The organism is Aurantiacibacter gangjinensis, from assembly GCF_001886695.1.
GTDB classification, from domain to species: Bacteria; Pseudomonadota; Alphaproteobacteria; order Sphingomonadales; family Sphingomonadaceae; genus Alteraurantiacibacter; species Alteraurantiacibacter gangjinensis.
The window spans coordinates 2462703-2483175 of sequence record NZ_CP018097.1 but is presented as its reverse complement, the minus strand read 5'-3'; the positions used below and the strand labels follow the sequence as shown (position 1 = coordinate 2483175).

Here is a 20473-nt window from a genome sequence, read left to right as displayed (position 1 = left end):
AATCAATCCCGCCGGGAATTACTCGGCGTCGGGTGCCTCATAGACTACCAGCGCATCGGCGCGGCGTTCGTCGACGAGGAAGCGCTGCGCCATCGCCTGGATATCTTCGGGCGTAATGCTTTCCAGCACTTCCATCTGCGTGCGGATGCGGTCGAGGCGGTCGGCCTTGCTCTGCGCGCCGGAAGCGACGCCCAGCCAGAAGCCGTTGTCCTCGCGCGACTGTCGTACACGTTCCAGCACGGGCTGGCGGGCGCGGAGCAGGAAATCGTCCGACACGGGCTCGTCGCGCAATTCCATCGCGAGGCGATGGACAATCGCCTGCACTTCATCGGTCTGAGCAGGGTCGATCACGGCCGAAACGCTGATCGTGCCGTAATCCTCGAAATCGGAACTGGTCGACCCGCTGACAGCGGGGCTGTAAGTGGCGGCCAGTTCCTCGCGCAGCGTTTCGATGGCTTTCAGACGCAGCACGCCCACCAGCATTGAATGGATCATATCCTCGCGGAAATCGCCATCGTCCGTGGTGCGCCAGATGCTGCCGACCAGTGCCTGGTCTTCCTGTCCGGAATGGGTGTAGCGGTTCACGTCCTCACCGGAGAGGTCGACGAAAGCCAGCTCACGCTGCTCTTCGTAATCGGCGAAGTCGGCATCGCGCTCACCCAGTGCACCGAAATTGCGCGACACGATCTCGATGACCGTATCCGGGTCGATGTCGCCGACCACGCCGATCTCGATAGCGCCATTCTCGGCAGCGGAAAGCACGGCTGCGCGCAGGGCCTCGCGGTCCACCGCGCCCAGTTCCTCGCGGGACGGGAAGGTGGTGTAGCGGCCATCGGCAATCATCTCGCCAGAGCGCAGGCCGAAGACCTGGCCCGGCTGCGATTCAAACTGACCCCACACGGCATCGATCACCGCGCCGAAGCGGGCATCTGCCTCTGGGCGCAGGCCAAGATCGGTGAGATAGGCAGCGCCGGTATTCATCGCCATCAGTAAGTCATCCGGATTGGTCGTGCCTCCGAAGCCGAACGTGTCGGTATCGGCATTGATACCGGCCGAGACCTGCATCCCTGCGGTCGCTTCGGTAATCTCGTCGAAGCTGTGCTGGCCAAGGCCGCCGACGGCAGACGCGATCTGCAGGTAGATGCCTGCCGCAGTGGGGTTCTGGTCGGCAATGGCGAAGGACCCGCCATCCATATTGACATTGTAACGTACGCGGCCGGGCTCGAAATCGGTCTGCTTGATGTTCAGGCGCACATTGTTGGCGAAAGTGACCGTGCGGATACCCAAATCCTCGATCATGGTGTCCTCCACCACGGTGCCGGGCGTGCCCCAGTCGCTATAGGCGAACTCTACGGACGCATTGTCTTCGGGCGCGGCTACCGCGACAGCGGTGCTGGCGTTGAAGGCAGCTGCCACGGCATCTTCGCCGCCTTCCAGCTCCTTGGCCGTTACACGCACCAGCGGCGCGCCCTGCGACCATTTTTCGCGGAAATAGGCGTTGATCGCATCCAGCGTCAGCGTGTCTTCCTGCTGCCGCCAAAGGTCGTACCAGTAGTCGGGAGCGCTGATGAAGTCGTTTTCTGCGGCGACGTTGACGATCTGCATGGCAAGGCCGCGGCTATTGCGCGCATCGGCCTGTTCCACGCTGCGGCGCAGGCCCGCTTCGTATTGCGTCTTGGCGTATTCCAGCTCGCTTTCGGTGAAGCCGAATTCCAGCGCGCGGCGCAGTTCCTGCTCGATGATCGAGAGGCCTTGCTCCCACGCACCATCGCGGGTGGACACGCTGACCACGCTGTAATCGGCCACGCCTTCATCCGAGCTGAGCGAGAAGCCGCCGCCCAGCAGCGGGCTGTCTTCCTGGTTGGCGATGCGCTGGATACGGCGATCGAACATCGTTTCCGCCATGCGGAAGAGGAAGCTGTTGCGCCGCTCCGCTACCGTATCGGCCGGATCGGTATAGGGGTAAAGCTGAAAGATCGCGACGCTTTCCGCGATCGAAGGCTCTACGAAGGTGTCGAAGTCGACGTCGCGGTTAAAGTCCACGGCGCCGAACTCGAAATCACCACCCGCGTCGCCCACGGGCTGCCAATCGGAGAAGCGCTCGATAATGTCGGCTTCCATTTCTGCCACATCAAAATCGCCGACCACCACCAGCGTGGTGTTCTCGGGGCGATAGGTCCGCAGGTAGAGCTGGCGCAGGCGGTCGGCCGGGGCTTCGCGCAGCACCTCATCCGTGCCGATGGGGAAGCGGGTATTGTAGCGCGTGCCCGGAATGCGGAATTCGAACAGGTCACGGAAATTGTCGAGCTGCGGCGTGTCACGCACGCGGCGCTCGGACACGATGACTTCGCGCTCGCGGTCCACCGCTTCGGGCGTGAAGGTCAGCTCGCTGGCGGTCTCACGCAGCAGGAACAGCGCGGTGTCGAGCGTCTCCTCGTCCACATTCGGCGCATCGAGCATATAGACCGTCTCGTCGAAACTGGTGTAGGCGTTGCTGTCCGCCCCGAAAGCGAGGCCCAGCCGTTCGAGCAGCGGGATCATCTCGCCTTCGGCCACATTGGTGGAGCCGTTGAAGGCCATGTGCTCGATAAAGTGAGCAAGGCCGCGCTCGTTCTCTGCCTCGCCCAGCGAGCCGAAATTCACATGCATGCGGAAGGATGCGGCATCGGGCGGCGTATCGTTGGCGCGGATGGCATAGCGCATGCCGTTTTCCAGCTGGCCATAAACGATATCGGGATCGGGCACGACATCGGTCGCCTCCAGTCCCCAACCCTCGACCGGGCCCTGCTGGGCAAGGGCCGGAGCGGCCATGGAAAGGCCAAGCGCCATGGTGGCGACTGAAACGCTGCGCAGCAGCGCGTGCCGGATGATCATCGGTAAATATCCCTCTCGTCAAAAACTCGTGAAGACGGGGGATGCCATTGCGACCTGTCTGCCCCCGCGGTCATTCTACCAGGATAGTGCGGCAGAAATGAACGCGGTGCAACAGGCCTTTAGGGTAGATCTGTTACCTACTTCTTCGGTTTATTCGGAGTTTGCCGCAGGCGGGAGCGGTGGGCGTCCATATCGAGCACTTCACCGGGCGAGTTGTCCTCGTCCTTCTGTAGCACGCCGAGGCGGCGGGCGACTTCCTGATAGGCCTCTTCCTCGCCGCCCAGGTCGCGGCGGAAGCGATCCTTGTCGAGCTTTTCGTTCGTGGTCATGTCCCACAGGCGGCAATTGTCCGGGCTGAACTCGTCGGCCAGGATCACGCGGCTGAAATCGCCATCGTAGAGCCGCCCGAATTCCAGCTTGAAATCGACCAGGCGGATATCGACGGCGGCGAACAGGCCGCTCAGGAAATCGTTGATGCGGATGGCCATGGAGGAGATGTCCATCATCTCTTCATGGCTGGCCCAGTTGAAGCAGGCGATATGCTCTTCGGAGACCAGCGGATCGCCCAAATCGTCGGCCTTCAAGTAGTATTCAATCAGCGTATGCGGCAGCATTTCGCCTTCCTCGATGCCGAGGCGCTTGGCGATGGAGCCTGCCGCGACATTGCGCACCACCACTTCCAGCGGGATAATTTCCACCTGCCGCACCAGCTGTTCGCGCATGTTGAGGCGGCGGATGAAGTGGGTGGGGATGCCGATATGCGAAAGGCGCGTGAAGATATGCTCGCTGATGCGATTGTTGATCACGCCCTTGCCGTTGATCGTGCCGCGCTTTTCGGCGTTGAAGGCTGTCGCATCGTCCTTGAAATACTGGATCACCGTGCCCGGCTCCGGGCCTTCATAGATGATCTTGGCCTTGCCTTCGTAAAGCTGGCGGCGACGGGACATGGGCGATGCCTTTCAAACGCGAAAAAGCGAGCGCCCCGGCAACGCGAAACGGTTTTCGCGGGGGGCCGGGGCGCACAGTGAAGCAGCGCCTATACACCCATAGGCAGGGCAGAGCAATTGGGGGCTTGTACTGGCTTGACCGGCCACACCTATAGCGCCATCAACCGCTCCAGTACTTTTGATAAGTGGGGGCATAATGAGAAAATTGTTTAGTGTGTGCGTAGTCATGATCGCCATCAGTGGATGTGCGACGGTGGAAAACAATTACGTGCCCGAAGTAAGGCAGGTCAGCTTTCCTCAGCTAGGTGCACAGTTGACCAGATCGCTCGGCGAAGAGATGGTTAAGCAGGGAACTGAAACAACCACTCGCGGCGTTTGGCTGCCTGAGCCCAATCCTATTGGTGCATTCGAGCTATCGTCCGGCTTTTACCGAATGACTGGTGCTGAGGGAGAGTACATTTTCACGTCATTCGAACGGAACAGTCCCGACCCTGAGGTCGGAACGCTCTCTATGGGCGGAGGTATATTTGACGCTGGTGCAGGATCATGGCCAGAGGGTATTCGCTTTTCTACCGAGGAACAGCAAACGTGTGTGATCGCGCGTGGCGCTTATGGCATTGGAGAATCGATCTGTGATACCGAATATCCCTACATGTTCACTGAGCGCGGCTTTTTGACGAGCAACGACTTTCAGCAAACTCTCATCTACAGTGGACGCGTCGGCGATCGTATCCGCGTCAGCTATCGCGAGTTCTCTGGCAGTCTTGCGCGACCTGCGTTCTCCAACGATGCCGAGTATGATCTCTCTGAATCCGACATCATTGCTTATCGCGGCGCGCGGTTAAGAGTTATCGAAGCGAACAACGAATCGATAACTTACGAGGTGATATCGAATTTTAACGTGACCCCTTAATCAGCGTATTTCTAGAGTGGGGCTTAAAGTGGGAGACCAACCGCGAGCCTCTTTTCTTGTAGCATGGCCTGCCATCTCCTAGACGGACCAACTGTTCGTCTAGGAGCCCCCAGCCATGGAATCGATTGCCGCCGACCTGGAGACAATGCGCCGCGTGCCGCTGGCGGATAACCATGTCGCCATGATCTGCGATATCGGCACGAAGCGCAGTTACGAGGCGGGCGAGATGGTCGTGAATGCGGGCGACCGGATGGACGAGTTCCTATATGTACTGGAAGGCGAGATCGAAGTGGTCGATCCGTGGTCGGGCGAGAGACTGCTCGAAAGTTCGCTCGGCCCTACGCAGTTCATGGGCGAAATCGGCTTCCTTAATCGCGGCAGCTATTACCTGCCCATGCGTGCGGCGCAGGATACCCGCGTGATCGCCGCCCCCCGGCAGGACATGCTGGATCTGATGGGCCGGGTGCCCGAGCTTTCGGATCACATCATTGGCGTGTTCGCCGCGCGGCGGCGCAAGCAGTTCGAGCTGCAAAACTCTTCCATCAAGCTGATCGGGGCGGACCGTGACGCGGCGGTGCAGCGCGTCGAGAGCTTCTTGCGAAGGAACCGCGTGCCGTATGAAAGTTACGACATGGACAGTAGCGACGACGAGACGCGGCAGGTCTGCGACCTGAGCGGGCACCAGCCTTCGGTCATCGTCGGCAAGGACCAGATTATGGAGGACCCGACGCCGCGCAAGGTCGCACAGCAATTCGGGCTCGATCTCGATATCTGTGAAGAGCAGAGCTACGACGTGATGATCGTCGGCGGCGGGCCCGGCGGCGTGGCGGCTGGCGTCTATGCAGGCGCGGAAGGGCTGTGTGCGCTGGTGGTGGAAGATACCGCCGTGGGCGGACAGGCGGGCACATCCAGCCGCATCGAGAACTATATGGGCTTTCCCACCGGCATTTCCGGCGCGGACCTTGTCTATCGCGGCGAGATACAGGCGCTGAAATTCGGCACGCGCTTCGCGATGCCGCGCCGTGTTCGCGGGCTGGAAAAGCGCGAGGACGGCACCTTTTGCGCCACGCTGGAAGACGGGCAGGAGGTCTGCTCGCGCGCAGTGGTGGTGGCAACGGGCGTGCAATATCGCCGCCTGCCGCTCGACCGGCTGGAAGAGTTCGAGGGCGCGGGCGTGTATTACGCAGCCACCGACATGGAGGCGCGCTTTTGCCGCGGCGGTAATGCCGTGGTGGTCGGCGGCGGCAATTCGGCAGGGCAGGCGGCCATGTATCTCAGCCGCACCGCCAAGCACGTGCATGTCATCGTGCGCGGCGACAGTCTTGCAGGGTCGATGAGCGAATATCTCACCAGCCGGCTGGAGCACGACCCGGCCATAACCATCCATTACGAGACCGAAGTGACCGAGCTGCGCGGTGAGGGCACGCTGTCGGGGGTGACCCTGACCGGCCCCGACGGCGATACGCGGTTGGACTGCGCCGCCGTGTTCATCATGATCGGCGCTGCGCCCAATACGGGCTGGCTGAGCGGGTTGGTCGAACTGGACGAGCGCGGCTTCGTGCTGACGGGCGACGATACGAAGGATGCGCACAGCCAGTATGCCACCTCGACGCCCGGCATTTTCGCCATCGGCGATGTGCGATCGGGCAGCACCAAGCGCGTGGCGAGCGCAGTGGGCGAAGGCAGCGTGGTCATCAGCGCAGCGTGGGAGCATGTTGCGCAGTTTGAGTAGCCTCAAACTGCTCTTTTTTTTAGTCCCTCAAACGCCGGGCGCATCGCATCCGCGATGCTTGGCTTTCAGCCTACCGGCCGGCCCGCAATTGACCTACGGCCAGCTCCGCTTCCGCGGGCTGTCGTCGCTATTCGCGATGATACCCGCGCTACGCAGAAATCCTGCGCGAGTTTACCGAGCCGAAGGCGAGGCAAGCGCGAATGCGCGCCCGCAGCCGCCCCGCAGGCGAAGCCGGAGGGACTCAGGCGAGGATAGCCAAGCCGCCGGATGGCGGCGCCGGCGCTTGAGGCCAATCAAAGAGAAAAATGGTGCCCGAGGGCGGATTTGAACCACCGACACGACGATTTTCAATCGTCTGCTCTACCCCTGAGCTACTCAGGCACACCATTCGAGCGGGGCGTCATCGGAGCGTCCTGCAAGCGAATGAGAGCGCGCCTATGGCGAAGCCTCGCCGCCTTGGCAAGACCCATTCACCGCAAAACTATTCCTCGCGCGCCAAATCTTCCGGATTGGCCGGTTGGCCCGGCACGGCATAGCCATCGGAGAACCACTGCGCGAGGTCCCTGTCGCGGCACCGCTCGGAACAGAACGGCGCGAACTCGGCCTCGCGCGGCTTCTTGCAGATGGGGCAGGGTTTAGCTCTGGCTGTCATGATGCACGATCTGAGCACTGGGCGCTTCCAGTGCAAGGGCCGGGTCGGTCTCGATGCGGACAGGTTTGCCGATGCGGCGTGCCAGCTGGGCGATCCAGTCTTCCGTAAGATGCGCGCGTAAGGCGGGATGGATGCGCAGCGCCAGCATTCCGCCATCGCCTCGCGCGCGTTCCGCCATCCGCAATGCGAAGCGCGCGCACATGGCGGTCCGGGCGGTGGCAAAGCGGTCGAGCAGGGACGGGCCTCGCAGCCGCGCAACCAGTTGCACGAAGCCGAAGCCGTTCATGGCAGTGCGTTCGTGCGGCCAATCCAACAGGGCCTCGTCCAGGGCCGTGTTGACTTCGGCGCGGTCGGCCTTGGCCTGCAATGTCGGGAAGTCGATGCCGACGGAGCCGCCGATTGCGAACCAGCGCAGCGCCTGTGCGATGGCCTCGATTGCGCCGAGCGCGAGCGGTTTGGGCGCGAGGTCGCCATCCACGTCGATAACGGTCATGGCGGGGGTGGGGCAGCAGAGGATTTCGCCGCCGGGGAATGCGAGGCGTCCGCTGGAGGCGGCATCCCACACGTCTTCCCATAGCCCGGCTGGAAATTGCGCCACTTCGCGCGCTTCCGCCCGCTCTTCGACGGCATCGGAGGCGTCGGCGAGACGACCTTGCGCCATCTTCGTCCGGCCCCGTTCGACAATCGGTGCGCGTGTCAGCCGTATGTCGAGCGTGCTGCCTTCCGAGACATCGCGCGGTAGTTTGTCGACGAGAATGTCGAAGCCTGCATCGGCATGCACCGTGCCCCGTGCCGATCCTGCCGTGCGGGATACCAATCGGCATGTATAGACGTCGCCCGGTTTCGGTTCGCCATGCACTTCGATCCGGGCGGCGAGCACTTGCTCTCCCTCGAGCAGTAAGAACCGGTCTTCGCCGATCCCGCGCTCGACCAGCCATGTCTTGTTTGGCCACTCAGCCAATGCGGAACCCCGCAGCTTTCAGCAGCGTGCGCGTTTCGTAAAGGGGCAGGCCGACCACGCCCGAATGGCTGCCCTGTATCCACGGGATCAGCGCTTCCGCTGCGCCCTGTATGGCATAACCGCCTGCTTTGCCTTCCCATTCGCCGCTAGCGATATAGGCGTCGATCTCTTGCGCAGAGAGGCGTTTGAATTTCAGCTGCGTCTCGCTCAGCCGCTCGCGCATCGTGCCGTCAGGGGCGGCGAGCGCGATGGCGGACAGGACGCGGTGGCGTCGGCCCGAGAGCAATTCGAGGCAGCGCCGCGCGGTCGCTTCGTCCTCGGCCTTGGGCAGGATGCGGCGACCTGCTGCCACGACCGTATCGCCTGCCAGCACATACGCACCTTCGCCCCTCACGGCGGCGGCTTTCTCGCGCGCCATGCGCTTGGCATAGTCGCGTGGCAATTCGCTTGTCCGCGGTGTCTCGTCGATATCGGCGGGCGCTATGCCGTCGGGCTCCACGCCCATACGCATAAGCAGTTCGCGCCGCCGCGGACTGGCCGACGCGAGGACGAGCTTTGAAGCGGGCGGTGTCATGCCCGCGAATTTACGAAGGGTTGTAACCCGGCGGGCCGCTGCGGCCCGGCATGAAGCGGTAGGTGATGCGCGCTTTCGACAGGTCGTACGGCGTCAGTTCGCACAGCACCTCATCGCCCACCAGCACGCGAATGCGGTTCTTGCGCATGCGGCCTGCGGTATGACCCAGCACTTCGTGGCCATTCTCGAGCTCGACGCGGAACATGGCATTGGGCAGCAATTCCACCACCTTGCCGCGCATTTCGAGAAGTTCTTCTTTAGCCATTCAGTATCTGTGTCCTTTTGGTCTGCGGCGGAAAGCCGCCATATCCGTGGCCGCGCCCTTTAGCGCCGCGATGCGAGAAAGGGAAGCCATGCGTTGTTCAGGTGATCTAATCGACGAACAGGCGACGCAAATCTGCGACAGTCTACGACAAGAGCCGGTATTGCCTCTAGGGCCTGCCACAAACATATGGTGCGAAAAGGCGCATTTGTAAGACCTTGCGCCGCCATTTTCGGAGTTCACGCTTTGCGATTCATCCTCTCCTGCAGCGCCATCGCGCTTGCCAGTGCAAGCTTTTCTACGCCGGTCGGCGCGCAGGACGCCCCTCCGGAGCCGCCGCAGGACGAGGATACTCCGGCGCCGGAGGATTCAGCGGATGACGATCTGAACCAGATCGTGGTGATCGGTGCGCGCCTTGCAGGCTTGGTCGATACCGACCAGCCGCCAATCCTCGAACTGGATGAAGAAGCGATTGCCGCCTATGGCGCGGCAACGATTTCCGATCTCGTCGAGCTTCTCGGCCCGCAGGTTTCCAGCAATCGCGGACGCGGCGGCGGGGGGCAGGTGTTCCTGGTGAATGGCCGCCGTATCTCGTCTTTCCGCGAATTGCGCAGCTATCCCAGCGAGGCGATCGAGCGCTTCGAGGTTCTGAACGAGGAGACGGCGCTGGAATTCGGCTATTCCGCCGACCAGCGCGTGGTCAATATCATCCTGAAGGACGACTTTTCCAGCACCACGGTGGAGCTCGAATACTCGCAGCCTTGGGCAGGCGGTTTCTCCAACCAGGAAGCCGACATCGCCTATCTGCGCCTCAACGATCCCAGCCGCCTCAATCTGAATGTCGAAGTCAACAACTCGACACTGCTTACCGAGGCCGAACGCGGCATCATCCAGCCCGACAGTGCGGTCCCCACATTTAGCACCGATCCCGACCCCGCCGCTTTCCGCAGTCTGCGCGGAGAATCCACCGGGGTGGAAGCGACAGCAAACTGGACGACCGCCATTGGTGATGCGGGCACGTCGCTCAGCCTCAATGCTACTTACGGATATGAAGAGGGCACCAGCTTCCAGGGGCTGGACAGTGTGCTGCTGCAAGGGCCCGATCCGGCAAGTGCGCCGGTCTTGCGCACGTTCAACGCCCTCGATCCCCTGGTGGTGGACAGGGACGGCGACAGCTATTCCTTCGGCGCGACGCTGAATACCGAGGCGGGCGACTGGGAAATCACCGCCACGGCCGATGCGAACCTCGCCAGCGGCACAAGCCGCATTGCCAATCGCTTCGACACAGCCGATCTGCGCGCCGCCGCGCTCGCGGGCGATCTGGCGCTGGATGCACCTCTCGGCCCGTTTCCCGACGCCGGGTTCGCCGTAGCGCAAAACGATACCTATCGCATCACCAGCCTGCTGACCGCGCAGACCGATCCGCTATTGTTGCCGGGCGGCGATGTGTCGCTGACGCTGGTGGCGGGCTATGTCGGGAATGGTATCGAGAGCAGCGACACGCGCAGCCTGTCGGACGTTCTCGACCTCGACCGCAGCCGGTTCCAGCTGGGCGCCAGCACCAGCATTCCCCTCACCAGCCGGCGGGAGGATTTCGGCGACGCGATCGGGGATGTCAGCCTGAACTTCAGCGCCAACCTGTTCGAGCAGAGCGATTTCGGCACATTGTTCGATTGGACGGCAGGTGCGGTATGGGGGCTGACGGAGAGGCTGTCGCTCACCGCCACCTATTTCTCCGCGGAAAGCTCGCCATCGCTCACCCAGCTCGGCTCGAACACCATCGCCACGCCCAATGTGCCGGTGTTCGATTTCCTCAATAATGAAACGGTTTTCGCGACCGTGGTCACCGGCGGCAATCCACTGCTGCCCGCCCAGCAGCAGAGCGATTGGAAATTCGGCCTGAACTGGGAATTGCCCGAATTTGCCAGCTTCATCGACAATGGCCGTGTGCAGATCGAGTATTTCGACAACCATTCGGAAGACACGACGGCGGGATTTCCGGTGCTGACGCCTGCGATCGAGGCGGCGTTTCCCGGCAGGGTGACGCGCGATGTCGACGGCACGCTGCTGGAGCTGGACAATCGCTTCGTGACCTTTGCCGAGCAGGATGTGCGTCGCCTTTCCGTACAGTTCAATTTCCGCGGCAGCTTTGGCGGCGCGGAAGAGGAAGCAGGCGGTCCGGGTGGCGGCGGGCCACCGCAGGGCGCGCGCGGTGGTCGGCCCGGCGGCGGGCAGGGCAGTGGACAGGGCGCAGGCCCGGGCGGCGGTGCGGGCCGCCCTGGCGCGGCACAATTCGCAGCTTTGCGAGAGCAATTCTGCGGCACCGATCCGGAGGTTCTGCTCGAACGCTTCAATGCTGCGGCCGAAGCCGCTGCCAATGGCGAAGATCCGCCGGTGGACGAGGAAGGCAACCCGATCGTCATCCCGCCGCAAATCCTCCAGCGGCTGACGGGCGAGAACGGTCGCATCGATCCTGAACGCTTCGCCGCCCTGCGTGAACGGTTCTGCGCTGCCGGTGGCCCTCCGGCAGCCGGTCAGGCGCGCGGTGGCGGTCGTGGCGGCGGACGCGGTCGCGGACGCGGTTTCGGGCGTTTCGGCGGCGGCGATGACGGCCCGCCGCAATGGAACTGGTTTGCCGGCTTCAACTACGCCTACGAGTTCGAGAATACGGTCCTGATTGCGGAGGGCATCCCGCGCCTCGACCTGCTGGAAGGCGATGCGCTGTCCGGCGGCGGACAGCCGCGTCATACGCTGCGCTGGTTCAGCGGCATCTTCTACGATGGCATGGGCGTGCTGCCCTTCGCTCGCTATGTCGGCCCTTCGCGCATCGAGGGGTCGGAACTGGCGGGCAGCACGGACCTTTTTTTCAGCGACCTGTTCACGCTCGATATTCGCACCTTCGTGGACCTTGGGGAGCGCGACTGGCTAGTGGAAGCGGTGCCGTTTTTCGAAAATACACGCATCAGCTTCGATGTGGAGAATGTGTTCGACGCGCGCCAGCGCGTGACGGACAGCAATGGCGATGTGCCGCTGCGCTACCAGCCGTTCCTGATCGATCCGGTGGGTCGCAGCTTCGAAATCGAATTCAGGAAGCTCTTCTGATGGCGGACGCACATCCGCGCGTTCGTCGTCGCTAGACGCGCTCCGCTCCGCTGCGCTGCGCACCGCCGAATGCGGCGCGGCTGGTTTTCTTCAGAGCGCCTGGGCCGCCGCGTGGCCGCTCGCCCAGGCCCATTGAAAATTGTAGCCGCCCAGCCAACCGGTGACGTCCACCGCCTCGCCGATGGCGAACAGGCCGGGCACGTTCTTCGCCTCCATCGTTTGCGATGACAATTCGCCGGTGGCGATGCCGCCGATGGTGACTTCGGCTTTGGCAAAGCCTTCGGTGCCGTTAGGTCGGAAGGTCCAGCGCGCCAGCTTCTCCTGCGCGGCGCGAAGGGCCTTGTCCGGTGCGTTGCCCAGTTCCGTCGACACGCCGAGCCGCTCCGAAAGCGTATCGGCGAGCCTGTCGGGCAAGTGCTCGCGCAGGGCGGCCTTCATGGTGATACGCGGGCGATCGCGCTTTGCGTCCAGCAGCCAGTCGGCAGGCAGGTCCGGCAGGAAATTAACCGTCACCGGCTCGCCGGGGGTCCAATAGCTGGAGGCTTGCAGGATGGCCGGGCCGGACAGTCCGCGATGGGTAAACAGCGCAGCTTCGCGGAAGCGGCCCTTGGCGGCGCTGGCTTCCACCGGCGCGGCGACGCCCGAAAGCTCGCGGAACAGCACATCCTCTCCACCAAGCGTAAGCGGCACGAGGGCAGGGCGCGGTTCGACGACCTTGAGGCCGAACTGGCGTGCCAGCCTGTAGGCGAAATCGCTCGCGCCCATTTTGGGGATCGACGGCCCGCCTGTGGCGATGACCAGCTTCGGCGCAGTGATGTTGCCGTGCTGCGTGGTGACTGTGAAGCTATCGCCGGCCCGCGATACATCGCCGATCTCCTGATTGCAGCGTATGTCCACCGCGCCGGGCGCGGCGTCGCATTCGTCCAGCAGCATCTGCACGATCTGCTTCGCGCTGCCATCGCAAAAGAGCTGCCCTAACGTCTTCTCATGCCACGCAATGCCGTGCTTCTCGACCAGGTCGAGGAAGTCGCGCGCCGTGTAGCGGGCCAGCGCGCTCTTGGCGAAATGCGGGTTGGCGCTGAGGTAATTTTCCGGACCCGCGCCGATATTGGTGAAATTGCAGCGCCCGCCGCCGGAGATGAGAATCTTCTTCCCCACCGCTCCGGCCCGCTCCAGCACGCAGACATCGCGTCCGCGCTTCGCCGCTTCGGCAGCGCAGAAAAGCCCGGCAGCCCCGCCGCCAAGGATGATGGCATCGAACGTGTCGCTCATGCTTCAGGCTGTAGCCGCATCCCGCCGCCGCGCGATGAAATAGAGCCCGGTGCCCACCAGCACCAGCGTGCCGAACATCTGCCACGCATCGGCATTGGCATGGCTGGCGATCCACACGCTGGCGGCAAAGGCCAGCACGGCGACCACAGCGTGAAGCGGGTTCAACATGCCTTCGCGTTTCTCGATCACCGGCAGGGCAGCGGCGGTAATGCAATAGGTGAGCAGGCGGCACAAAGTGCTGGCGGCGGCAAGCGCGACGAACCCGTCCCACACGGCAAAGGCCGCTGAGAAGATGCCGTAAAAGGCGATAGAATTGAAAGGCGTCAGAAAGCGCGGATGCACTTTCTCGAACCAGGCGGGCAGCATCTTCTGCTCTGCCATGCCGTAGGCCATGCGCGGCACGATGATGAGACCGCCAAAGCTGTTTGCCGCGATGGAGAAGCCCGCGCACAGCACGATCATCAGCGCGCCCCAATCGCCCAGCGCGACCTGTGCGGCGCTAGCCAGCGCGCTGATGTTTTCGTCCTGCGCCGGAGCAATTGTCAGATAGGCCCAGATGATGATGGCGTAGAGGACGGTCACGCCCGCCAGCACCGTGACGAGCACGCGGGGAATATCGCGCTTGGGATTGGTGGATTCGCCTGCGGGCACAGTCACCCCTTCGAAGCCGATGAAGGCATAGAAGAGGATCAGCACGATGCTTTCCACTTCGCTGAATTGCGGCAGCACAATGCCGGGCGAGGTGAATTGGCCGAACACGGCGGCAGCAATCAGGATAACAAGCGGCACCAGCTTCAGCACCGTCAGCCCGCCGAGCGTGTTGACCGATTGCCGCATGGAAAACAGGTTGATGACGGTGAAGGCGAGGATCGTGAGCACGACGACCACGGTGGCGACAGTCACATCCTCCAGAGCTGGGAAGATGGCCGCGAAATAGGCGATCATCACATGGGTGTTCGCCGCCATGGCCACCATGCCGGAGGCGTAGCGGCCCCAGCCTGCCTGGAACCCCGCAAAATCGCCGAAGGCCGTCTTGCCGTAGAGGATCGGCCCGCCCGTCCCGTCATACCGGCGGGCGAGCCATGCGAAGACGAGCACCAGCGGCAGGAAGATCACCCCGCCGATCAGCATCATCATGGGCGCAAAGCTGCCCACGGCGGCCACCAGCACGGCGGGCAGGGCAAAGATGCCGCTGCCGATCATGCCATTCAGCTGGAATAGCGCATTGCCCCAAAAGCCCACCGTGCGCTTCGGGGCGAGCTTTTCCGTCGTCGTCGATCCGTCCATGGCTTTGCGAGGTGCCTGTAAACACCGCGTCACGCAAGCAATTGAGAAACGTGCATCCCCCGCCTATCTGTGGGCCATGGCGCGCAGCGAAGCAGGTTCTCCGCCCGATCCCCGGGGCAAGGAGCGGTTCAACGAGGAGCGCGCGGCTTACACCGTCAAAGGCAGCGGACAGAAAGGCGCGCAGCCCGATCTGGAAGCGGGCACCACCGCCATCCGCGAAGTGGTGAAGACGCTGAAGCCCAAGCCCGGCGTCTACCGCATGCTCGATGCGCGCGGCGATGTGCTTTACGTGGGCAAGGCACGCAGCCTGAAGGCGCGGGTGGCGAATTACACGCAGATCAAGGCGCTTTCCAACCGGCTGAAACGCATGGTCAGCCAGACGCGCGCCATGGAAATCGTCACCACCAATTCGGAGGCCGAGGCGCTGCTGCTGGAAGCGCAGTTCATCAAGCGTTTTCGCCCGCCTTACAACGTGTTGCTGCGTGACGATAAAAGCTTCCCCTTCATACTGCTCCGCGAAGGCCACGCCTTCCCGCGCATCCTGAAACATCGCGGCGCGCGGCGGCACAAGGGCAGCTATTATGGGCCGTTCGCGAGCGCCGGATCGGTGAACACCACGATCAACGCGCTGCAGAAACTGTTTCTCTTAAGATCCTGCACCGACAGCTTTTTCTCGCGGCGGGAGCGGCCTTGCCTCCTCTACCAGATCAAAAGATGCAGCGCGCCCTGCGTCGGGCGGATCGACAAGGAAGGCTATGACGAACTGCTGCGGCAGGCGAAGGACTTCCTCGGCGGCAAGTCAGGCGCCGTGCAGGCCAAGATCGAAAAGCAGATGGCCAAGGCCGCGGCGGATCTCGATTTCGAAACCGCGGCGCTGCTGCGCGACCGGCTGCGCGCGGCGACCTTCATCCAGGGCAGCCAGGCGGTGAATGCCGATGGCGTGGGAGATGCCGATGTCTTTGCCCTGCATGCCAAGGGCGGCCAGATCGCGGTGCAGGGCTTTTTCGTGCGCGGCGGGCAGAACTGGGGGCACCGCGCCTTTTTCCCGAAGAATACCGGCGATTTGGACGAGGCCGATGTGCTGGCCGATGTGCTGCTGCAATTCTATGAAGAGGTGCCGCCGCCGCGCCATATTCTCGTCGATCGCACCCTGCCAGAGCAGGAGCTGCTGGAAGAGGCATTCTGCCAGTTGGCTGAGCGCAAGGTGCAAATTTCCACCCCCCAGCGCGGCGAGCGGCGCAAGCTGATGGAGCAGGCAAAACGCAACGCCGTGGAGGCGCTTGACCGGCGTTTGGCCGAAAGCGGCACGCAGGCGAAGATCATGCGCGAAATGACCGAGTTCTTGGAGCTGCCCGAAGTCCCCACGCGGATCGAGGTTTACGATAACAGTCACATCCAGGGCGCGAAGGCGGTGGGGGCGTTCATCGTCGCGGGGCCGGAGGGCTTCGTGAAGAACCAGTACCGCAAGTTCAACATCAAGACCGCGCAGACCAATGACGATTTCGGCATGATGCGCGAGGTGATGCAGCGCCGTTTTAGCCGGGCGATGACGGAAGACCCTGACCGCGAACAGGCGGGCGTCTGGCCCGACCTCGTGTTGATCGATGGCGGCAAGGGCCAGATGTCATCGGTGCGCGATACGCTGGAGGAACTGGGCATAGACGATGTGCCGCTGATCGCCATCGCCAAGGGTCCGCATCACGGGCGCGAGGGGCGCGAGGTGTTTCACTTTCCCGACGGGCGCGAAAAAACGCTGCCTACCAATTCGCCCGTCCTGTTCTACCTGCAACGCCTGCGCGACGAGGTGCACCGCTACGTGATCGGCGCGCACCGCGCCAAGCGCAGCCGCGCCATCAGCGCCAGCCCGCTGGACGAGATCCCCGGCATCGGCCCGGCCCGCAAGCGCGCCCTGCTGCTGCATTTCGGCACCGCCAGCAAAGTCCGCGCCGCCGCGCTGGACGATCTGAAGCGCGTGCCGGGCGTAAGCGAAAGCGTTGCGCAAACGGTGTATGATTTTTACCATGCGAGTGGATGAGGGGGCAGAGATGCGGTTTGTAACCATCTTGGCAGCGACGGGACTTCTTCTGACGGGATGCGCAACAAGCGAGCCCGATCTGTCCCGTGGCGCAGTGCCGCTCGAACAGGCCCAGTGGGCGCGGCGGATCATCGAGAACTATCCCAGCCGGGCGCTGCGTCAGGAGCAGGAGGGCCGGGTCCAGTTTACCGTGACGGTGGGCACAAATGGGCGGGTGAATGCCTGCCGGATCACCAAGAGCAGCGGCTTTCCGATCCTCGACGATGCGGCATGCCGAGGGATGGAACGCTATGCCCGCTTCGAACCGGCGCTGGACAGATCGGGCAACCCGGTCGAGGGTAGCTGGTCTACCGCCGTCGTCTACGCGATCAACTAGGCGATACCCGTGTCTCACAACCCTGACACCCCATTCGGCGAACATGCGATGACGCGTCAGCAGGAAGGCGTAGGACTGGCAGGCGCGTTTGTGTGGGTATCAGGCGCAGGGGGGAGGCGCGGTGAGACAGGAGAAGCGTAGCGAGACCTGGCGGCGCTGGGCGAAGATCGGCGGGCTGGCTTTCACACTATTCGTCGTGCCCATGCTGGTCATCCTGCCCTTCGGCGGCACGCTGATCGAGTGGACGAGGACGCTGGCCGATGCGGCCCCGGCAGAAGCATTCGCAACGATTGTAGGCCTGCTGGCGCTGGATGCGTTTGCCGCCTTGCCGCACGGCCTGATCGGCGCGCTGGCGGGCAGCGCGCTGGACTGGTGGCTGGCGGCATTGGCGACATGGCTGGGCATTATGGCGGCAAGCCTCATCGCCTATTGCATCGGGCGTTATGCGGGCAGGCCGTTAGCGCGGCGATTGCTGGGCGAAAAAGACATGCAGTTGGCAGAGGCAAGAGCGGCGGGCATCTCCGCGCTGCTCCTATTCGCAACGCGGCCGGTTCCGGTTGTGGGGGAAGTCATCCTGATCGCCGCCGGTATCGCGTGCTATCCGATGGCACGTTTCCTCACGTCCATAGGCATGGCGAATGCGTTGCTGGCACTGGCCTATACCGGTCTTGGCGGCGCTATCGGAGAAGACCGACCGGAAGACTTGCTGCTGATCGCGACCATCGGGATACCCGCGCTGGGGATTGCCGGGTTCGCGCTTGTCACCACGCTCCGCCGCAACAAGGCCTGACTTTGACTGCTACACTTCGACCGTGGCAGCAGCGCCCGGGTTGTCGCGCGCTCTCAGCGCCCTCTCCTGAAAGGCGAAGCGCGCCGCCTCGCCGACATCGCCCTGGAAAGACACGTTCACGATGCCGCCCACGGCAGAGCCGATGATCGGCACGATCATCCCCGCGCGGCTGCGAAAGGAATTGAGCGCGATGGCGCGCGATACGCGTTCTATGGCTTGGTCCACGACGGGGACGATCTTTTCATGGTCGGCAGCCACAAGCTCGCCATCCGGACCGATGGACGCCTCCAGCGCGGCAATGCGTGCCTGCCGTTCTTCCGGATCGTTGATTGCGGAAAGTTCGAGGATTTGCAGGCGGAACAGCTTTTCCTGCGGCCCCAAGCCCTCATAACCATAGGCGCGCCCGGTATCGCGGATCGTGCGTAGCGCGATGGCGATCGTCGCGGGAATATCCAGGCCGGCGGTGACTATGCCGCCGAGCCCCGCTGCCGCTCCGCTCGACCCGCTGATGGCGCGCGCAGCGCGTGATACACGGGTGGCGGCGCGACGGGCGGCGACGAGGTCTGCGGGGTCGTGGTCGAAATTGACGAGCTGCGGCGCGCCCACAGCGCTGTCGATGCCTTTCAGCACTGCTTCCACCGCCGCTCGGGGCAGGACACCGGCAATGGCCTTGCCGAATGGGTGGGTCAGGCGCTCAATCCCGCGGCCGAGGCGGGAGGGCTTGCTACGGCGAAATTTCGCCTGTTGTCGCTGGAAGTCCATATCTTTGGCAACGGAAGGAAGAGCCTCCCGTTCCGTCAGCCATCCACGTGACGCAGCATCCCTTCCTGCGTGACGCTGGCGACAAGGCGCCCGTCGCGCGTGAACACCTGCCCGCGCGAAAAGCCGCGCGCCGCGCCGCTCCATGGGCTGTCGGTCACGAAAAGGAGCCAGTCATCGGCGGAAAAGCTGTCATGAAACCACACGGCGTGATCGAGGCTCGCGCCCTTCACCTGGCCGGTATGGATGCCCTTGCCATGCGGATGCAGCGCCGTGGCGAGGATCTGGAAGTCCGATGTATAGGCCAGCACCGCCTGATGCACGGCAGCCTCCAGAGGCAGCGGCGCGACGGTGCGGAACCAGACATGCGATTTGGGTTCGCGCTTTTGCGGTTGCAGCCAGTCTCGCTCCTCCACCGAGCGAAAATCGATGGGGAAGGGTCGCAACAGCAACTGCTTGATCTTCCCCTCGGGCACGAAATCCGCGACCTTGCGGCGAATGGCGGCATCGGGCGTCAGGCTTTCGGGGCCGGGCACGTCGGGCATGTCGGCAAACTGGTGCCCGGGGCCGTCGACCGGCTTCTGGAAAGAGGCAGTGAGGTTCAGGATCGGCTTGCCATCCTGGCTGGCGACCACGCGGCGATTGGAAAAGCTGCGCCCGTCGAGATCGCGCTTCACGCGATATTCGATGGGATGATCGTCGCTGCCGGGGCGCAGGAAATAGGCGTGCAGCGAATGGACAGTGCGATCCTCGTCGACCGTACGGCTGGCCGCGCCCAGCGCCTGCGCCACCGCCTGCCCGCCGAACACGCGCCCCGTGCCATCGGGTCGCCTGCGGCCGATAAAACGGTCGCCGCCCTTGGGATCGAGATCGAGCAGCAGGACGAGTTCTGCCACCAGTTCTTCGGGCGTCTGGTCTTGTTTGGGAGGTGTTGCCATTGCCAGCGCCAATGGAACGGCGCGCGGGCGAGGTCAAGCAGGCGGCGTAGGCTTGGTGCTCAGGCGGTTAGTCCGAGTGCGCGCGCCATGCGGCCGCCCAGCGCTTTCACGCGGTGGCGGGCCGGCCAGCGGCGGGGCGTGCGAAGGGTGAGGCCGAGTTTGCGCATGACGGCGTTGAATGCGCGTGCATCGCCTTGTTCGATGCTCCATGCCGATTGCCACGCGATAGCCAAAGCCACCGATGCGCCATGTCCGTTTGCTGCGCGGTGCGGGGCCAGGGCGGGGACGAACATCGCTTCTCCCGGCTGCATGGTGAAGGCAAAGCGCTCTGCAGCATCGCCGCGCCTCTCCGCATCGACGGGCGGCGTCACTTCCAGCGCCATGGCACCGTGCAATTGCAGCAACATCGCGTGGTGCGAGTCCGCGAAATCCCGCGTCACAGCATCGGGGCTGGCAATGAAAATTGCCCCTGTGGGCGTGACGATCCGGCCCGTCGCGGCGGCGATGACCTCCGACAATTCGCCCAGCAATTCTTGCAGCAGGGCGGCATAGGACGCGTCCTGCTCGATATTGCGCAGGGCCACCCAGCTTTCGGCATCGGCGATCATGCGCACTGTTTCGGCGATATTCGCTGTCGATCCGGCGCGCCGTGCATGGCCGGGTGTGGCGGGGCTCACCTGGACGCTTTCGGCGGGCAGGGTCTGCGCCAATTGCGCCAGCGCTTCCAGCTCCAGCAGCGGATGGGCGTGGAGATTATGCTCCAGCTTGTGCGGGCCTTCGGGGTAGGAGGCTTCGAACCACGAACGGCTGCGCGCATTGAAGATCTGCTGCGACCCGACGGACCGTCCGTGCAATTGCCCGACATAATGGCTCATGCGTGTCGCTCCGCTGGATCGGAAGGGCGGACATGCTGGGCCAATGAAACTGGTTAACCTCCGGTGGTCGGATCGTGCCGTGAATATCCGTGTGCTCTATGGGGCGGGGGCAGAAGGAAGTTTT

17 protein-coding genes and 1 tRNA gene are annotated in these 20473 nt (G+C 63.4%); 6 read left to right on the top strand and 12 right to left on the bottom strand.

Features of this window, described 5'->3' with window-relative positions; genetic code table 11:
• Nucleotides 1–18 precede the first annotated feature (18 nt).
• On the bottom strand, nucleotides 19–2874 hold the full coding sequence (locus tag BMF35_RS12115) for a M16 family metallopeptidase (RefSeq protein ID WP_052765943.1): 2856 nt from the start codon (nucleotides 2872–2874) through the stop codon (nucleotides 19–21).
• 137 nt (nucleotides 2875–3011) lie between these two features.
• Complete coding sequence (gene purC / locus BMF35_RS12110; RefSeq protein ID WP_047006147.1) at nucleotides 3012–3821, bottom strand: phosphoribosylaminoimidazolesuccinocarboxamide synthase; 810 nt, start codon at nucleotides 3819–3821, stop codon at nucleotides 3012–3014.
• A gap of 196 nt (nucleotides 3822–4017) precedes the next feature.
• Between purC and BMF35_RS13700 the strand changes: the two genes are divergently transcribed.
• Nucleotides 4018–4734, top strand: coding sequence for a hypothetical protein (locus tag BMF35_RS13700; RefSeq protein ID WP_047006146.1), 717 nt, complete (start codon nucleotides 4018–4020; stop codon nucleotides 4732–4734).
• Between the two features lie 115 nt (nucleotides 4735–4849).
• Nucleotides 4850–6466, top strand: a complete 1617-nt coding sequence (locus BMF35_RS12100) for an FAD-dependent oxidoreductase (protein WP_047006145.1) — start codon at nucleotides 4850–4852, stop codon at nucleotides 6464–6466.
• Between the two features lie 306 nt (nucleotides 6467–6772).
• On the opposite strand, the gene BMF35_RS12095 is transcribed toward BMF35_RS12100, so the two are convergent.
• The 5 genes from BMF35_RS12095 to infA form a co-directional block, all read right to left on the bottom strand.
• A tRNA-Phe gene (locus tag BMF35_RS12095) sits at nucleotides 6773–6847 on the bottom strand.
• A 100-nt stretch (nucleotides 6848–6947) separates the two neighbouring features.
• Complete coding sequence (locus tag BMF35_RS12090; RefSeq protein ID WP_047006144.1) at nucleotides 6948–7118, bottom strand: DNA gyrase inhibitor YacG; 171 nt, start codon at nucleotides 7116–7118, stop codon at nucleotides 6948–6950.
• Nucleotides 7102–8079, bottom strand: a complete 978-nt coding sequence (locus BMF35_RS12085; RefSeq protein WP_047006143.1) for a ribonuclease E/G family protein — start codon at nucleotides 8077–8079, stop codon at nucleotides 7102–7104. The genes BMF35_RS12090 and BMF35_RS12085 overlap by 17 nt, the downstream gene beginning before the upstream one ends.
• The gene (locus BMF35_RS12080) at nucleotides 8072–8653 is read right to left on the bottom strand and encodes a Maf family protein (RefSeq protein WP_047006142.1); all 582 of its coding nucleotides are present in this window, start codon (nucleotides 8651–8653) and stop codon (nucleotides 8072–8074) included. The genes BMF35_RS12085 and BMF35_RS12080 overlap by 8 nt, the downstream gene beginning before the upstream one ends.
• 10 nt (nucleotides 8654–8663) lie before the next feature.
• Nucleotides 8664–8918 carry a translation initiation factor IF-1 gene (gene infA / locus BMF35_RS12075; protein WP_047006141.1) on the bottom strand — a complete coding sequence of 85 codons (255 nt, stop codon included), beginning with the start codon at nucleotides 8916–8918 and terminating at the stop codon, nucleotides 8664–8666.
• Between the two features lie 243 nt (nucleotides 8919–9161).
• On the opposite strand from infA, the gene BMF35_RS12070 reads away from it, so the two are divergent.
• Nucleotides 9162–12017 (top strand): TonB-dependent receptor, encoded by a 2856-nt coding sequence (locus BMF35_RS12070; RefSeq protein ID WP_047006140.1) that lies wholly within the window; start codon nucleotides 9162–9164, stop codon nucleotides 12015–12017.
• 90 nt (nucleotides 12018–12107) lie between these two features.
• Here BMF35_RS12070 and BMF35_RS12065 read toward each other — a convergent pair whose 3' ends face one another.
• Entirely contained in the window at nucleotides 12108–13289 is a 1182-nt protein-coding gene (locus BMF35_RS12065; RefSeq protein WP_047006139.1) for a BaiN/RdsA family NAD(P)/FAD-dependent oxidoreductase, read from the bottom strand.
• A gap of 3 nt (nucleotides 13290–13292) precedes the next feature.
• Complete coding sequence (locus BMF35_RS12060; protein WP_047006138.1) at nucleotides 13293–14576, bottom strand: APC family permease; 1284 nt, start codon at nucleotides 14574–14576, stop codon at nucleotides 13293–13295.
• Nucleotides 14577–14652: 76 nt separating this feature from the next.
• Here BMF35_RS12060 and uvrC point away from each other — a divergent pair, with 76 nt between their 5' ends.
• The 3 genes from uvrC to BMF35_RS12045 all read left to right on the top strand — a co-directional run bounded on the left by uvrC (nucleotide 14653) and on the right by BMF35_RS12045 (nucleotide 17777).
• The gene (gene uvrC, locus BMF35_RS12055) at nucleotides 14653–16611 is read left to right on the top strand and encodes an excinuclease ABC subunit UvrC (RefSeq protein WP_047006137.1); all 1959 of its coding nucleotides are present in this window, start codon (nucleotides 14653–14655) and stop codon (nucleotides 16609–16611) included.
• A 94-nt stretch (nucleotides 16612–16705) separates the two neighbouring features.
• The gene (locus BMF35_RS12050; protein ID WP_236781526.1) at nucleotides 16706–16987 is read left to right on the top strand and encodes an energy transducer TonB; all 282 of its coding nucleotides are present in this window, start codon (nucleotides 16706–16708) and stop codon (nucleotides 16985–16987) included.
• A gap of 121 nt (nucleotides 16988–17108) precedes the next feature.
• On the top strand, nucleotides 17109–17777 hold the full coding sequence (locus BMF35_RS12045) for a DedA family protein (RefSeq protein ID WP_047006136.1): 669 nt from the start codon (nucleotides 17109–17111) through the stop codon (nucleotides 17775–17777).
• 9 nt (nucleotides 17778–17786) lie between these two features.
• On the opposite strand, the gene BMF35_RS12040 is transcribed toward BMF35_RS12045, so the two are convergent.
• Genes BMF35_RS12040 through BMF35_RS12030 form a run of 3 tightly spaced genes read right to left on the bottom strand, consistent with a single transcriptional unit; the run spans nucleotide 17787 to nucleotide 20349 of the window.
• Nucleotides 17787–18539 (bottom strand): EcsC family protein, encoded by a 753-nt coding sequence (locus BMF35_RS12040; RefSeq protein WP_047006135.1) that lies wholly within the window; start codon nucleotides 18537–18539, stop codon nucleotides 17787–17789.
• Between the two features lie 35 nt (nucleotides 18540–18574).
• On the bottom strand, nucleotides 18575–19474 hold the full coding sequence (locus BMF35_RS12035) for an acyl-CoA thioesterase (protein ID WP_047006134.1): 900 nt from the start codon (nucleotides 19472–19474) through the stop codon (nucleotides 18575–18577).
• 59 nt (nucleotides 19475–19533) lie between these two features.
• Nucleotides 19534–20349 carry a hypothetical protein gene (locus tag BMF35_RS12030; protein ID WP_047006133.1) on the bottom strand — a complete coding sequence of 272 codons (816 nt, stop codon included), beginning with the start codon at nucleotides 20347–20349 and terminating at the stop codon, nucleotides 19534–19536.
• Nucleotides 20350–20473: the final 124 nt, after the last annotated feature.